Origin of the sequence: Mycobacterium sp., assembly GCF_044370595.1 — a bacterium.
Classification (GTDB): Bacteria; Actinomycetota; Actinomycetes; order Mycobacteriales; family Mycobacteriaceae; genus Mycobacterium.
In genome coordinates this window covers 1-14,501 of sequence record NZ_JBILVF010000082.1, presented here as the reverse complement: position 1 = coordinate 14,501, position 14,501 = coordinate 1, and the positions used below count along the sequence as shown (strand labels likewise).

The following is a 14,501-nucleotide window of genomic DNA, read 5'->3' as shown; positions in this document are numbered from 1 at the left end:
CCGTGCCCGAAGTCCGTATCACTTGCGGCGTCGCGCGCACTTACGACGCGGCGTCAGGTCTGGCTGGAACCCGCCGCGGAACCCGATGACGGATCCGACGAAGGATTCGGGCCCGACGCCGGCTGCTGGCCGGACTGCTGAACCGGAGCGGGGCTGTAGCTGGGGAATCCGGTGGGCGGAGTGTCCGTGCTGCTGGTGTCGGGCTGGCCGTAGCTGCCGGCCGGGTAGCCGTACGGGGCGGGGTAGCCGGGCCGCTGCTGAGGACCTGGGACACCGGCCTGCCCGTAGTAGCCGGGCGGGGGCCCGTACTGCCCGTACTGGTCGTAGCGGGGGCGTGGCGCGGGAGCGGTAAGCACCCCGGTCTCGAACAGCAGCGCGGTCACCGCGGCGGCGGCTTGAAGCAGCGTGAACAGCAACACCAGCCACAACGCCCAGCCGACCGAGACCGCCGACGGCCGGTTGACCACCTGACCGATGACCAGCAGCAGAGCAAGCACCGCGGCGACCGCGATCACCGCGGTGTACGACCGGGCGAGCCTGGGCAGCAAGCCCACCGCGGCCAGCAGTGCAGCGACCAAGGCGGCCACCGTCCAATAGCTCAGTCCACTAGCGGTGAATTGCGCTCCGCCGAAAGGACCCATCTCGGTGTTGATGCTCAGCAGTGGACCGAAACTGGCCAGGTACGCGGCCAGCCCAAGCCCGACGACGGCGGCGGTGAGGTAGGCCGGCACCTTCCCGGGCCCGGCGGTGGGGGCGGGGCTTGCAGGTCCGGAATAACCTCCGGGCTGCTGGGGAGCCGGGTAGCCCGGGGTGACGGGCGGGTAAGTCATGGCCTCTCCTCACGGTATTAGGACCTGCCGACCACGCTAGCGCACCGGACTGCAGCCACCACCGACCAGCGGGCGTGTCCCCGGCTGTCTGTGCAGCGCAACCGCAGGGGTTGCCCCGCTGACCTAGAACACGTTCTAATTCTGCGCATGGACTACGGACTCGTGTTGTTCACCAGCGACCGCGGTATCACCCCGGCGGCGGCGGCCAAGCTGGCCGACGATCATGGCTTCACCACGTTCTATGTCCCCGAACACACCCACATCCCGGTGAAGCGGGAGGCCGCCCACCCGACTACCGGCGACGAGTCCCTGCCCGACGACCGCTACATGCGCACCCTGGACCCGTGGGTCAGCCTCGCCACCGCCGCCGCCGTGACGACACGGGTCCGGCTGTCCACCGCGGTGTCGCTGCCCGTCGAACACGACCCGATAAGTCTGGCGAAAACGATCGCCACCCTCGACCATCTGTCGGAAGGACGCGTCAGCGTCGGCGTCGGCTTCGGTTGGAACACCGACGAATTGGCCGACCACAACGTGCCGCCCGGGCGCCGCCGGACCATGCTGCGCGAGTACATCGAAGCCATGCGCGCGTTGTGGACGCAGGAAGAGGCCGCCTACGAGGGCGAGTTCGTCAACTTCGGGCCCAGTTGGGCCTGGCCCAAACCCGTTCAGCCGCATGTGCCCGTCCTGGTAGGCGCGGCCGGCACCGAGAAGAACTTCACGTGGATCGCCCGCAGCGCTGACGGATGGATCACCACCCCGCGGGACTTCGACATCGACGCCCCGGTGCGTCAATTGCAGGAGATCTGGAGCGAGGCGGGCCGAGACGGCGTTCCGCAGATCGTGGCACTGGATTACAAGCCGGTGGCCGAGAAGTTGGAGCACTGGGCCCAGATCGGGGTCACCGAGGTGCTCTTCGGCCTCCCGGACAAGTCGACCGACGAGGTGGCCGCCTACGTCGAGCGATTGGCCGGCAAGCTCACCGCGATGGTTTAGGCCAAGACCGCCCGGTTGCCTGCGGCGTTGGGCCGCGCCACGATCCGGGCACCGAGAGGATCCCCGTCGCTCATCGCGCCGACGAGGTCGGCGTCGTCGGTCATGGCCAGGAAGCGGCGTCCGTCGGCGTCGAGGCGTCCGATGATGATGCCGGTTCGCACCGGCCAGTCGTAGCGCACGGTGTAGGTCTCGATGGTCGCCGGGCCGTCAGCCTGCTCAGCGACCGGCGTGGCCGGCCGGGCCGCGACTTCGGCGCGCAGCTCAACGCTGTTATCCGGCGCCCAGTCGGCCGCGTCGGTCGAGTACACCCCCACCGAGTACTTGCTGATGATCCCGCCGTTGGCTGCGACCAGGCCGAAGGCGCCTTGCCGCGAACGCATGTGCACGACGGTTTCGGCAATCGCGTGCAGTGAGTAGCTGTTGCCCGGACCGCCGAAGTAGGGCAACCCCCCGGTCAGGGTCAGCCCCCGCGGGTCGTCTACCGCCAGGCCGGTGCCGTCGCAGAAATTGAACACCGGCACCGGGAAGCAGCTGTACAGGTCGAAGGTTGCGATGTCGTCGAGTCCCACCCCGGCCACCCGCAGCGCCTCGTCCACCGCCAGGATCGAGGCCGAGTTGAAGCTCAGGTCACCGCGGTCCAGCAACGGTTGGTCGACCAGGTCCGCGTGGCCGCGCAGATACACCCAGTTCTCCGGTGGGATCCCGAGTCGGCGCGCGGCCGCCACCGACATCAGCACCACCGCCGCACCCTGATTCACGAGATCCCGCGCGACCAACAGCCGGGGGTAGGGATCGCAGATCATCCGGTTGTCGGCGTCGACGGTCATGATCTCGGCAACGGACCGCTGCACCGGCGAGGCCGAAAACGGATTAGCGGCAGCTACTTTGGAGAACGGCGCGAACAACTCAGCCATCGCTCTGCGGTACTCGAGTACACCGAGACCGACCCTGCCGCGCCGCGCGTTTTCCAACAACCCGTATTGCGCAGGTGCCCCGACCAGGCCGTGCGCCACGGTGTAATCGTTGAACAGACCCTCGTATCCGAAGCCACGATCCTCGAGTTGACCCGCCACCGTCTCGGAGTGGTCCGGCTTGTCGGCCGCGCTGGCGAAGGACCGCAGTGTCGAACCGTTTTCCGAGCCGAGCACCATCACCACATCCGCCGCACCAGCCGCGATGGCCGCCCCGAATTCGGTGATCGCGTGCTGCGGGCCTTGTCCGCCAATAGGTTCCAGAACAGCACGGGCAGGCTGCGCACCCACCCGGCGGGCTACCGAACGCGGATAGTTCGTGGAGCAGCCCAGTGGGGCGATACCTCGCCCGGAGATCTCGAACTGCCGCAGTCCCAGCACGGTGTCGATCGCCTCTGCGACCTCGGCGGCGGCGCCGGTGTCGGTCAGGGCCGCCTCGGCGGCAGCCGTCGCCAGCTCGACAGCGGACATGCCGCGGTAGGCGGGGTCGTCGATGCGCTCGGTGAACTGACCGACCCCGACGATGACAGGGGTCCGCGGATCGACCGCCGTCACAGGCACCGCACCCTGTGCGTCATAGAGCCTGGAGGATCTCCCTGGCCAGTTCGGCGGTAGCCGAGGGCGTCTTGCCGACCTTCACCCCGGCGGCCTCCAGGGCCTCCTTCTTGGCGGCGGCGGTGCCCGACGACCCCGACACGATGGCGCCGGCGTGGCCCATGGTCTTGCCCTCCGGTGCGGTGAACCCGGCGACGTAGCCGACGACCGGCTTGGTGACGTTGGCCTTGATGTAGTCGGCCGCCCGTTCTTCGGCGTCACCGCCGATTTCGCCGATCATCACGATCAGCTTGGTTTCGGGGTCCTTCTCGAAGGCTTCGATGGCGTCGATGTGGGTGGTGCCGATCACCGGGTCACCACCGATGCCGATTGCGGTCGAGAAGCCGAAATCCCTGAGCTCGAACATCATCTGGTAGGTCAGCGTGCCGGATTTCGACACCAGACCGATCGGGCCTTTGCCGGTGATGGTGGCCGGGGTGATGCCGACCAGCGCCTCGCCCGGAGTGATGATGCCCGGGCAGTTCGGGCCGATGATCCGGGTCTTCTGTCCGTGGTCGACGTTGTAGGCCCACGTGTAGGCGGTGTCCTGCACCGGGATTCCCTCGGTGATGACCACTAGCAGTGGGATCTCAGCATCGATGGCCTCGATGATGGCGTCCTTGGCGAACTGCGGCGGTACGAAGGCGATGGACACGTCGGCACCGGTCTTCTCCATCGCCTCGGCGACCGAACCGAACACCGGCAACTCAATATCGTTGCCGCTCTTGTCTTTATGGGAGACGGTCGTACCGGCCTTGCGGGCGTTGACGCCGCCCACGACCTGGGTGCCGGCCTTGAGCATCAGGGCCGTGTGTTTGGTGGCCTCACCGCCGGTGATCCCCTGGACGATGACTTTGGAGTCCTTGTTCAAAAAGATCGACACGACTACGCGTCCTTTCCGGCGGAGTGATCGGCGGCTCCGCCTGATGCGGCCGCCAGCGCGGCCGCTTTGTCGGCACCGGAATCCATGGTGTCGGCTACGACGACGAGCGGGTGGTTGGCTTCGGCCAGGATTCGCCGGCCTTCCTCGACAGCGTTTCCGTCGAGGCGAACCACCAGGGGTTTGTTGGCGTCGGACCCGAGCATCTGCAGGGCCTTCACGATGCCACTGGCGACAGCGTCACAGGAGGTGATGCCCCCGAAGACGTTGACGAACACGCTCTTGACCTGCTTGTCGCCCAGGATCACGTCCAGACCCGCGGCCATCACCTCGGCCGAGGCGCCGCCGCCGATGTCGAGGAAGTTCGCCGGCTTGACCCCGCCATGCTTCTCCCCGGCGTAGGCCACCACGTCGAGGGTGGACATCACCAACCCGGCGCCGTTGCCGATCACGCCGACCTCACCGTCGAGCTTCACGTAGTTCAGGTCGTTCTGTTTGGCCTTCAGTTCCAGCGGATCGGTGGCCTCGGCGTCCGCGTACTGCGCGTGGTCGGGGTGCCGGAAGTCGGCGTTGCCGTCCAGGGTGACCTTGCCGTCCAGCGCCAAGATCTGATCGTCAGGGGTACGGACCAGCGGGTTGACCTCGACCAGGGTGGCATCCTCGTTGACGAAAACCTCCCACAGCTTGGCAATGGTGACCGCCGCCGCGTCGAGCACCTCGGCCGGTAGGTGCCCCTTCTCGGCGATCTCCCGGGCGAATGCGACGTCCACACCTTTGACTGCGTCGACTGGGATCTTGGCGAGGCGGTCCGGCTTGGTGGCGGCCACCTCCTCGATGTCCATACCGCCCTCGACCGAGCACATGGCCAGGTAGGTGCGGTTGGCGCGGTCGAGCAGGAAGGACAGGTAGTACTCCTCGGCGATGTCACTGGCCTCGGAGACCAACAACTTCTTGACGATGTGGCCCTTGATGTCCAAACCCAGGATGTTCGAGGCGGCGGTGTAGGCGTCCTCAGGGGTGGCCGCGTACTTCACGCCGCCTGCCTTACCGCGCCCACCAGTCTTGACCTGCGCTTTCACCATCACCGGCCGGCCGATCTCGGTAGCGAGCGCCTTGGCGTCGTCCGCCGAGGTGGTCACTCGGCCGGGCGTCGTCGGGACATGGTGTTTGGCGAACAGTTCCTTCGCCTGATACTCGAAAAGGTCCATGAGATCTGTGCTGGGCTCTCTACTCGGTCGTGGGTTTGACAAAGCCGCTCCGGGGGAACTGTATCGGCAGGCGACGGGCCGTTACAGCCCGCCCTGATGACGAAAAGAACCCACACCGGGTCGAGGTGACACAGATCACATTCTCCGGTGTTAAATTGCCGTTGGGTTGCGACCCCACCGTCCCGTTGGTTACCGTTCTCCGGTCTAGATAACGCTTTGGTCACGGACTCGAGGACTTGGTTTTGACGCAGCTTAGGTCGGCCCCATCCCCCCGCACGCGCGCGCAGGCGACTGAACCCCCTTCGGCAGCGGTTCCGCCGTTCGAGGTCGCCGATATGTCCGACGTCGAGGATTTGACCCCGCTACTCGAGGTCCCGGCCAAATTCGCCGCTCCCGGCAGCCGGGCCGAGCGGCCGATGTTCAGCAGCACCGAGGTCACCGACGTGCTGCCCCGCACCCCGAAGCATCGCCGCCAGCCCACCAGTGCCGCCAAAGGCCGGGCCCTGATCGCCGCGATGGCCGCCGGCGCCGCCGCGGCCGCGGCCTGGGTCGCTATCAAGCCCGCCCCCCAGTCCACCACCCGCACCGTGCTCGCGTCTGAACTGACTCCGCTGGCCGAGGGCGCTGTCATTCGCGGCGCAGAGCTTGTGACGGTCAAGCCCGCTTCCAACGCCGCGGTGCACAACGAGGAGTTCGCCCGCGGCGTGGCCTACGCCAACGAGCGCGCGCATCGGGAGGCTCTGCTGCAGCGCCCACAGTACGTAGTTCCGACCCGAGGCCTCTTCACCTCCGGCTTCGGCTACCGCTGGGGTGCGATGCACGACGGGATCGACGTGGCCGGTCCGGTCGGGACGCCGATCTACGCCGCTGCCGATGGCGTCGTCAAAGAAGCCGGGTACACCAACTCCGGTTACGGCGCCTGGGTGCTGATCACGCACTCCGACGGCACCGTGACGCGCTACGGACACATCAACAGCTGGACCGTTCAGGTCGGCCAGCGGGTGGTCGCGGGCGACCAGATCGCCACCATCGGCAACCGCGGCAATTCGACCGGTCCGCACCTGCACTTCTCGGTGCTGGTCGGCGGAAACAACGCCATCGATCCGGTACCGTGGATGGCTGCCCACGGCGTCTCGCTGGGCGGTTACGCCGGCTGAGTTGTCGTCTTCCCCCGACGACCCGCGCAGTCCCCAGATCCGGCGGCACCCGACCGGCCCCGCTCCCGAGGACACCGGCACGCATCTCATCCGTCGTGTTCCCCTCGGGCAGCAGGAAGCTGCCACCCCGCTGATCCCCGAACCGGCGGACATCCCCACTTCCGGCCGTACCGCGTTCGCGGCCTCCGCTGCGGCCATGCTGAGCGGCTGGCCGACCGCTGTGGTGGCCACCGACCTAGTCAGTGGCTGGTGGGACACCGACCGGTTGTTCTGCCTCGCGGTGGGTTTCCTGACCCTGGTTTACGCGGCCGCCACGGTGTGCGGGGTGATCCTGCTCCTGCTCCGACGAGCGGTGGGCCGCTATCTGATTGCCTTCGGGGCCGGACTCGCGCTGCTGACGTTCGGGAGCGTGTTCCTGGCGGGGGCGAAGGTGGCCTGGCCGGTGTACCTCATTCCGCTGCTGCCGCTGGCCGGCCTGGTGCTGTCGTTGCTCCCGGAAACCAGGCGGTGGTGCAGCGGCGTCTGAATCCGCTCCCCCTCAGAGCTTGTGCAGGGGGGCGTGGTTGTGCATGAGTTTGACCCGCCCGGCGCTGCCGAAGTCGATCAGGGACATCGCCGACTCGCCCATCCCGGAGACTTCCTCGACGCGACCCAGACCGTACTTGTCGTGGCTCACCCGATCCCCGGGTTGCAGCACGATCAGCGGCCGTTTACCGCCGCCCGACCGCATCGCCGACGGCCCCGGGGTGCGTTGCGGCGGGCCGAACCGGCCGACGACCGGCGCGCTGGGCCCCGCGGCGGGACCGGTGTCGGTCCGCCGCCAGTCGATCAGGTCTTCGGGGATCTCCCGCAGGAAGCGCGACTCCGGGTTGAGCATCGGCTGCCCCCATGAGGAGCGCACCTTGGCCCGGCTCAGGTACAGCCGCTGGCGGGCCCGGGTGATGCCGACGTAGGCCAGGCGGCGTTCCTCGCACAGTTCGGTCGGGTCACCCAGTGCCCGCATATGCGGGAACATGCCGTCCTCCCAGCCGGTGACGAACACCACCGGGAACTCCAAGCCCTTGGCGGTATGCAGCGTCATCAGGGTGACCACACCGGCGTCGCTGGTCGGGATGTCATCGGAATCGGCGACCAGTGACACCCGCTCAAGGAACTCCGCCAGGATTCCGGTCTGCGGTACGTCCTCGTCGACCGCCTCGTCGACCGCCTCGTCATCGCCGGCCAGCGCGGCGGCGTTGGCCCGGTCGATGCTGAATTCGTGTGCAACGCTGACTAATTCATTGAGGTTGTCCAGCCGGGCTAGATCCTGGGGGTCATTGGAGGACTCTAGTTCGCGGCGGTAGCCGGTACGGTCGAGCACGGCCTCGACCAGATTGCCCAATTCCCCCTCATCTGCGGAGTTCAAGTGCGCGCGTAATTCGTCGAGCAGGTCGACGAAGCCGGCGATGGCCTTCTCCGACCGGGTGTTCAGCATCGGCACCCGACCCTCGGCGGCGGCGACCAACGCCTCGGCGAAGGTGCTCCCGGTGTTCTCGGCGTGGACCGCAACGCAGGCCTCGGCGCGGTCCCCAATTCCGCGGCGGGGGGTGTTGAGGATGCGCCGCAAACTCACCGCATCGCCCGGGTTGTCCAGCACCCGCAGGTAGGCGACGATGTCGCGAATCTCTTTGCGTTCGTAAAACCGAACCCCGCCCACCACCTTGTAGGGAATGCCGGCGCGGATGAAGACATCTTCCAGGGCCCGTGAGGAATTGTTGGTGCGGTAGAACACCGCCACGTCGTTGTAGGTGTCGGTGGCTCCGTCAACGAGGGTGTCGATCTCGCCGGCCACGAAGCGCGCCTCATCGTGCTCGTTGTCGGCCACGTAGCCGACGATGAGGTCGCCGTCGCCGGCATCGGTCCACAGCCGCTTTTCCCGCCGGCCGGTATTGCGGGCGATCACCGAGTTCGCCGCCGACAGGATGGTCTGGGTGGAGCGGTAGTTCTGCTCGAGCAGGATCGTGGTGGCGTTGGGAAAATCGCGCTCGAAGTCCTCGATGTTTCGGATCGTTGCCCCGCGGAAGGCGTAGATCGACTGGTCGGCGTCACCGACGACGCAGAGTTCCGCCGGAGGCACCGTGTCGGTGTCCGGCGCGGCGACCCCGACGAGTTCGCGCACCAGCACGTACTGCGCATGGTTGGTGTCCTGGTATTCGTCGACCAGGATGTGCCGGAATCGCCGCCGGTAGTACTGGGCAATCTGCGGGTGGCGCTGTAGTACCGCCACCGTCTCACCGATCAGGTCGTCGAAGTCCAGGGCGTTGGCGGCCCGAAGCCGGCGCTGGTACTCGGCGTAGACCTCGGACACGATGCGGGCGAGGTCATCCCCGCCGGGCTCCAGCGAGGCCGCGGCCTGCTCGGGGTCGATCAACTCGTTTTTGAGGTTGGAGATCGAGGTGGCCAGCAGGCGCGGCGAGTAACGCTTGACGTCGATACCCATGTCCCGACCGATCATCAGCAGCAGGCGACGGGAGTCGTCGGCGTCGTAGATGGAGAAGTTGGAGTTGCAACCCGGTAGCAGGGAGGCCTGGTTGCGCAGGATCCGCACGCAGGTGGAGTGGAACGTCGACACCCACATGTTCACCGCGCGCCGGCCGACCAGCCCGGCCACCCGCTCCCGCATCTCGGCGGCCGCCTTATTCGTGAAGGTGATGGCCAGGATCTGACCGGGGCCCACGTCGCGGGCTGCCAGCAGGTAGGCGATCCGGCGGGTGAGCACGGCCGTCTTGCCCGAGCCGGCACCCGCGACGATCAACAAGGGGGACCCCTCATGCAGCACCGCCTGGCGCTGCTCGGGGTTGAGCCCGTCGAGCAATTCGGCGGGGCCGGATGGGACCCGGAAGTCGGTCGCCTGAACAGTCATGACTGCACCAACTTACCGCCGCAGGCGGACACCTTTTTGCACAGCCACGCCAACCAGTGGCACACTCTTGACGTGCAAACGCAGCGATTTTTCTACGGGTACCCGTTCGCGGTGCCCGGGGAGGCTTAGCTGCTCGAAACCGAGAGCCCCGCGGTCCGCATCTGCGATCCGGGGCTCGTCTCTTGTGTGAGGCCCGGAGCGAATGAGACCACAACCCCCACACCAGGAGAACGGCGATATGACGACCGAAGAACTCACCGAATCGGATATCGACGCCCTACGCTCGGAGATCGACCGCCTCGACGCGGAGATCCTGGCGGCGGTCAAGCGCCGCACCGAGGTGTCGCAGGCGATCGGCAAGGTCCGGATGGCCTCAGGCGGCACCCGCCTGGTGCACAGCCGGGAGATGAAGGTCATCGAGCGCTACAGCGAACTCGGCCAGGACGGCAAGGATCTGGCGATGCTGCTGCTGCGCATGGGCCGCGGCCGGCTCGGGCACTGACGCCGGCCATCCAGCAGCGCCAGCTCGGGCACCGAAGCCGAGATTGCACTCACGCAGGCCCCCACTCGCCTTTTCCCTGCGTGGCTGCAATCTCGCGACGCCCGGTCTACTTCGTCAGGGCGATGTACTTCACGTCGAGGTACTCGTCGATGCCCTCGAAGCCGCCCTCTCGGCCGAAACCCGATTCCTTGACCCCGCCGAACGGGGCCGCTGGATCCGAGATCACCCCGCGGTTGACGCCCACCATGCCGGCCTGGATGGACTCGGCAACCCGCAACGCCCGGTCCAGTGACTGCGTGAAGATGTAGGCCGCCAGGCCGTACTCGGTGTCGTTGGCGGCGGCGATTCCCTGTGCCTCGGTGTCGAAGCCGACGATCGGGGCGACCGGACCGAACACCTCCTCTTTGAGGATGCGGGCGTTCGGCGGGACATCGGTCAGCACGGTGGCCGGGTAGAAGTTGCCGGGGCCGCCGGGGGCCTGACCGCCGACGGCCACCTTGGCGCCCTTCTCGACGGCGTCGTTGACCAGTTCCTGCACCGACGCGACCTGCTTGGGATTGACCAGCGGTCCCAGTTTGGTCGACGGGTCCAGTCCGTTGCCGACGTTCATCTCGCCCATCTTCTTGACGAACCTGTCGGTGAAATCCTCCAGCAGGGGGTTGGCGACGTAGAGCCGGTTGGCTGCGGTGCAAGCCTCGCCGCCGTTGCGCATCTTGGCCAGCATCGCGCCTTCGACGGCGGCATCGACATCGGCGTCGTCGAACACCACGAACGGTGCGTTGCCGCCGAGTTCCATCGAGGTGCGCAGCAGCGCGTCGCTAGCCTGCTTCAGCAGCGCCTTGCCCACCCCGGTCGAGCCGGTAAAGCTCATTTTGCGCAACCGGCCGTCCTCGATCAGGGCGGTCGTCACCTCCCGCGGCTGATTGCTGGGCAGCACCGACAGGACACCTTTGGGCAATCCGGCATCGTCGATCAGCTTGGCCAGCAGCATCATGGTCAGCGGCGTCTCCTGGGCCGGCTTGACGATGATCGTGCACCCCGCCGCCAGAGCCGGGCCGATTTTGCGGGTGCCCATCGCCAGCGGGAAGTTCCACGGGGTGATCGCGTAGCAGGGTCCGACGGGCTGCTTGGTCACGACGATGCGGCCGGTCCCGGCCGGGCTGGGGGTGAACCGGCCGTGGATGCGCACCGCCTCCTCGGCGAACCACCGGAAGAACTCCGCGCCGTATCTGACCTCACCGAGACTCTCGGCGACGACTTTGCCCATCTCCAGTGTCATCAGAGTGGCGATGTCGTCGGCCTTGTCGATGATGGACTCGAACACCGACCGCAAGACTTCGCCGCGCTCCCGCGCGGGTGTCGCCGCCCACTGTTGCTGCACCGCGCAGGCCGCATCCAGCGCCGCGATCGCGTCGGCGGCGGTGGCGTTGGCCACCGCGGTCAATACCTCGTCGGTGGCGGGGTTGAGCACATCGAAGGTCGATGAGCCGGGCCGCTCCTCACCGCCGATCCACAGACCGGTCGGAACCAACGCCAAGATCCGCGAGACATCTGGATTTTCCATAGCTCAATGATCTACCCCATCGCGGCGCACCGCCGCATAAGGTCTGGGGAATGAGCGCCGAGACCGGGGACATCACCAGCAGCGCGGCCTGGACAGCGCTGAGCCGACACCACGAGCTGATCGCCGACAAACATCTGCGGGCGTTTTTCGCCGAGGATCCCGACCGTGGCCGCGACCTCACCCTGACCGTCGGCGACCTCTACATCGACTACAGCAAGCACCGCGTCACCCGCCAGACCCTGGCGCTGCTGACCGACCTCGCCCGGGCCGCCGGTCTCGAACAACGACGCGACGCCATGTTCGCCGGTGAGCACATCAACACCTCTGAGGACCGCGCGGTGCTGCACACCGCGCTGCGTCTGCCGCGCGAGGCCGAACTGCGGGTCGACGGACAGGACGTGGTCGCCGATGTGCACGCGGTGTTGGACGCGATGGGCGACTTCACCGACCGGTTGCGGTCCGGAGAGTGGACCGGCGCCACCGGTAAAAGGATCGAGACGGTGGTCAACATCGGGATCGGCGGTTCTGATCTCGGGCCGGCGATGGCGTATCAGGCGCTGCGGCACCAGGCCGACGCCGGAATCGCCGCCCGCTTCGTCTCTAACGTCGATCCTGCCGACCTGGTGGCCAAACTCGACGGACTGGATCCGGCCACAACCCTTTTCGTGATCGCGTCGAAGACGTTCACCACTCTGGAAACGCTGACGAATGCCACCGCCGCGCGCCGCTGGCTCATCGAGGCCCTGGGTGACGAGGCGGTGGCCAAACACTTCGTGGCGGTGTCGACCAATAAGAAACTGGTCGAGGAATTCGGCATCGACTCGGCGAACATGTTCGGGTTCTGGGACTGGGTGGGCGGCCGCTACTCGGTGGACTCCGCGATCGGTCTGGCGCTGATGGCGGTGATCGGCCGAGCGGCGTTCGCCGACTTCCTGTCGGGGTTCCATCTGGTGGATCGTCATTTCGCCACCGCACCGTTGGAGTCCAACGCGCCGGTACTACTGGGGCTGATCGGCTTGTGGTACTCCGACTTCTTCGGCGCCGAAACCCGCGCGGTGCTCCCCTATTCGAACGACCTGGCCCGGTTCGCGGCCTATCTGCAGCAGCTCACCATGGAGTCCAACGGCAAGTCGGTGCGCGCTGACGGCAGCCCGGTGAGCACCGGCACCGGCGAAATCTTCTGGGGTGAGCCGGGAACCAACGGCCAGCACGCGTTCTACCAGTTGCTGCATCAGGGCACCCGGCTGGTGCCGGCGGATTTCATCGGGTTCTCCCAGCCCACCGACGATCTGCCCACCGCCGACGGTCAGGGGAGCATGCATGACCTGCTGATGAGCAACTTCTTCGCCCAGACCCAGGTGCTCGCTTTTGGCAAGACCGCTGAGGAGATCGCCGGCGAAGGCACACCGGCAGAAGTGGTTGCGCACAAGGTCATGCCCGGCAACAAGCCGACAACGTCGATCCTGGCAACGCGGTTGACGCCGTCGGTGCTGGGCCAACTGATTGCGCTCTACGAGCACCAGGTGTTCGTCGCGGGCGTGATCTGGGGGGTGGACTCGTTCGACCAGTGGGGTGTGGAACTGGGCAAGACCCAGGCCAAGGCACTGCTGCCGGTGATCACCGAGACGGCCTCACCGGAGCCGCAGTCGGACAGCTCGACCGACGCCCTGGTGCGCCGCTACCGGCAGGAGCGCGGCCGGGTTAGCTGAGCGGGCGATCCGCCTTTGATAGGCCCCAAGTATTGATCTAGGCCCCGTTACTGATGCAGATCAGGCCTGGGATGCAGGTCAGGACGCCGTCCGGGCTGACCTCGACGTTGGTCCCACCGGGCAGTGTCGCGTTAGCGCCGTCCGGTCCGACCGTGGCCGTTTCACCGCCGGGTAGAGCCGCGGTGGCGCCGTCAGGGCCGGCGACCGCCGCCGGCCCGCCGGGGACGGCCGCGGTCACACCATCGGGGGTGACCGCCGCGACTGGACCGTTCGGCACCGTCGCGATAACCCCGCCGGGTGCCGCCGACACCGCCGGCCCACCGGGCGCCGTCGCCGCCGCACCGTTCGGACCGGTCACTGCTGCGCCACCGTTGGGCACAGCGGCCGTCGCCCCGCCGGGGCCGGCGGACGCCGAGGCGCCGCTGGGAAGAGATGCGCTGGCTCCATCAGGACCGACAGTCACCGACGGGCTAACCGGGGTGTCCACACCCGGCGCAACACAGGGCGCGCCGTCGACGGTGATGCATGGCGCGGGATCGGCGGCAGCGGGCGCCGCGGCGAACATCCCCGCCAGCAGGGCGGCGGCAACTGTCAGTTTTCTGTTCATGGCCGCATTCTCGCCCATCACCGGATGACTAGGCGAATCGCTTGGCTAACCGTGGCGGCAGTACCCGCAGCAGCGCCACCAGTGGGATCCATGGCCAGCCCGGCACGATCGCCCGGCCCTTCTCCTTTTCTACCGCGTTCACCATCTTCGCGACACCGGTCCGGTTATCCACCATCAGCATCGTCTTCGCAGTCTTGGCGGTCATCTCCGATTCGATGTATCCGGGCTCCAGAACGGTCACGGCGATTGGGCTGCGGACGTATTGGGCGCGCAGCGACTCTCCCAGCGATGACAACCCAGCCTTGCTGGCCGCATAGGAGGCTTTGGCGCCGGGCATTCCCTTGTTGCTCAACACGCTGGAAATCAGCACGAGGTGCCCGTAGCCCTGACGGGTGAAGATCTCCAGCGCGGTTTCGATCTGAACCAGCGCGGCCACGAGATTGGTTTCGATGGTGGCCTTGTTGGCCCACAGCTTTCCGCTGCCCAACGGGGCGCCCTTGCCGATCCCGGCGTTGACGATGACGCGGTCGAGCCCACCGATGTCGGCGGCGAGTTCGGCGAAAACCTGCGGCACCCTCTGA

At 67.2% G+C, this 14,501-nt stretch carries 13 protein-coding genes; 5 read left to right on the top strand and 8 right to left on the bottom strand.

The genetic code is table 11. From position 1 onward, the window contains the following. Positions 1 to 53: 53 nt before the first annotated feature. A complete protein-coding gene (locus tag ADBZ5N_RS11860) occupies positions 54 to 830 on the bottom strand; it encodes a DUF5336 domain-containing protein (protein ID WP_526257681.1) in 777 nt (258 codons plus the stop codon). 147 nt (positions 831 to 977) lie between these two features. Between ADBZ5N_RS11860 and ADBZ5N_RS11855 the strand changes: the two genes are divergently transcribed. Beyond that, positions 978 to 1,826 carry an LLM class F420-dependent oxidoreductase gene (locus ADBZ5N_RS11855; protein WP_526257680.1) on the top strand — a complete coding sequence of 283 codons (849 nt, stop codon included), beginning with the start codon at positions 978 to 980 and terminating at the stop codon, positions 1,824 to 1,826. Here the strand turns inward: ADBZ5N_RS11855 and ADBZ5N_RS11850 are convergent. From ADBZ5N_RS11850 to sucC, 3 genes are read right to left on the bottom strand one after another with little or no spacing between them, the layout of a single operon-like run. After that, positions 1,823 to 3,352: an acetyl-CoA acetyltransferase gene (locus tag ADBZ5N_RS11850; RefSeq protein WP_526257679.1), complete on the bottom strand. Its 1,530-nt coding sequence runs from the start codon at positions 3,350 to 3,352 to the stop codon at positions 1,823 to 1,825. The genes ADBZ5N_RS11855 and ADBZ5N_RS11850 overlap by 4 nt on opposite strands. Positions 3,353 to 3,371: 19 nt before the next feature. After that, on the bottom strand, positions 3,372 to 4,274 hold the full coding sequence (sucD, locus tag ADBZ5N_RS11845) for a succinate--CoA ligase subunit alpha (protein WP_526257678.1): 903 nt from the start codon (positions 4,272 to 4,274) through the stop codon (positions 3,372 to 3,374). Positions 4,275 to 4,276: 2 nt separating this feature from the next. After that, positions 4,277 to 5,479 (bottom strand): ADP-forming succinate--CoA ligase subunit beta, encoded by a 1,203-nt coding sequence (sucC, locus tag ADBZ5N_RS11840; protein ID WP_526257677.1) that lies wholly within the window; start codon positions 5,477 to 5,479, stop codon positions 4,277 to 4,279. Positions 5,480 to 5,814: 335 nt separating this feature from the next. Here sucC and ADBZ5N_RS11835 point away from each other — a divergent pair, with 335 nt between their 5' ends. Both ADBZ5N_RS11835 and ADBZ5N_RS11830 read left to right on the top strand, forming a co-directional pair. Beyond that, positions 5,815 to 6,636, top strand: coding sequence for a M23 family metallopeptidase (locus ADBZ5N_RS11835; RefSeq protein WP_526257676.1), 822 nt, complete (start codon positions 5,815 to 5,817; stop codon positions 6,634 to 6,636). 1 nt (position 6,637) lies between these two features. Then, entirely contained in the window at positions 6,638 to 7,162 is a 525-nt protein-coding gene (locus tag ADBZ5N_RS11830) for a hypothetical protein (RefSeq protein ID WP_526257675.1), read from the top strand. Positions 7,163 to 7,174: 12 nt separating this feature from the next. Here the strand turns inward: ADBZ5N_RS11830 and ADBZ5N_RS11825 are convergent, their stop codons facing one another. Further along, positions 7,175 to 9,538: a UvrD-helicase domain-containing protein gene (locus ADBZ5N_RS11825; RefSeq protein ID WP_526257674.1), complete on the bottom strand. Its 2,364-nt coding sequence runs from the start codon at positions 9,536 to 9,538 to the stop codon at positions 7,175 to 7,177. Positions 9,539 to 9,740: 202 nt separating this feature from the next. On the opposite strand from ADBZ5N_RS11825, the gene ADBZ5N_RS11820 reads away from it, so the two are divergent. After that, positions 9,741 to 10,040 carry a chorismate mutase gene (locus tag ADBZ5N_RS11820; protein WP_526257673.1) on the top strand — a complete coding sequence of 100 codons (300 nt, stop codon included), beginning with the start codon at positions 9,741 to 9,743 and terminating at the stop codon, positions 10,038 to 10,040. Positions 10,041 to 10,146: 106 nt separating this feature from the next. Here ADBZ5N_RS11820 and ADBZ5N_RS11815 read toward each other — a convergent pair whose 3' ends face one another. Next, entirely contained in the window at positions 10,147 to 11,604 is a 1,458-nt protein-coding gene (locus tag ADBZ5N_RS11815) for an NAD-dependent succinate-semialdehyde dehydrogenase (RefSeq protein ID WP_526257672.1), read from the bottom strand. A 50-nt stretch (positions 11,605 to 11,654) separates the two neighbouring features. Here ADBZ5N_RS11815 and pgi point away from each other — a divergent pair, with 50 nt between their 5' ends. Continuing rightward, positions 11,655 to 13,313: a glucose-6-phosphate isomerase gene (gene pgi / locus ADBZ5N_RS11810; RefSeq protein WP_526257671.1), complete on the top strand. Its 1,659-nt coding sequence runs from the start codon at positions 11,655 to 11,657 to the stop codon at positions 13,311 to 13,313. A 37-nt stretch (positions 13,314 to 13,350) separates the two neighbouring features. Here the strand turns inward: pgi and ADBZ5N_RS11805 are convergent, their stop codons facing one another. Further along, the gene (locus ADBZ5N_RS11805) at positions 13,351 to 13,920 is read right to left on the bottom strand and encodes a hypothetical protein (protein ID WP_526257670.1); all 570 of its coding nucleotides are present in this window, start codon (positions 13,918 to 13,920) and stop codon (positions 13,351 to 13,353) included. A 28-nt stretch (positions 13,921 to 13,948) separates the two neighbouring features. Beyond that, the coding region (locus ADBZ5N_RS11800; protein ID WP_526257669.1) for an SDR family oxidoreductase at positions 13,949 to 14,501 on the bottom strand (553 nt) is incomplete at its 5' end.

Bases quoted from the DNA above. Each gene is read 5' to 3' on its own strand.
- ADBZ5N_RS11805 (WP_526257670.1), bottom strand. From the start codon at position 13,920: ATGAACAGAAAACTGACAGTTGCCGCCGCCCTGCTGGCGGGGATGTTC.
- ADBZ5N_RS11835 (WP_526257676.1), top strand. From the start codon at position 5,815: ATGTCCGACGTCGAGGATTTGACCCCGCTACTCGAGGTCCCGGCCAAA.
- ADBZ5N_RS11860 (WP_526257681.1), bottom strand. From the start codon at position 830: ATGACTTACCCGCCCGTCACCCCGGGCTACCCGGCTCCCCAGCAGCCC.
- ADBZ5N_RS11855 (WP_526257680.1), top strand. From the start codon at position 978: ATGGACTACGGACTCGTGTTGTTCACCAGCGACCGCGGTATCACCCCG.
- ADBZ5N_RS11825 (WP_526257674.1), bottom strand. From the start codon at position 9,538: ATGACTGTTCAGGCGACCGACTTCCGGGTCCCATCCGGCCCCGCCGAA.
- ADBZ5N_RS11820 (WP_526257673.1), top strand. From the start codon at position 9,741: ATGAGACCACAACCCCCACACCAGGAGAACGGCGATATGACGACCGAA.
- pgi (WP_526257671.1), top strand. From the start codon at position 11,655: ATGAGCGCCGAGACCGGGGACATCACCAGCAGCGCGGCCTGGACAGCG.
- sucC (WP_526257677.1), bottom strand. From the start codon at position 5,479: ATGGACCTTTTCGAGTATCAGGCGAAGGAACTGTTCGCCAAACACCAT.
- ADBZ5N_RS11815 (WP_526257672.1), bottom strand. From the start codon at position 11,604: ATGGAAAATCCAGATGTCTCGCGGATCTTGGCGTTGGTTCCGACCGGT.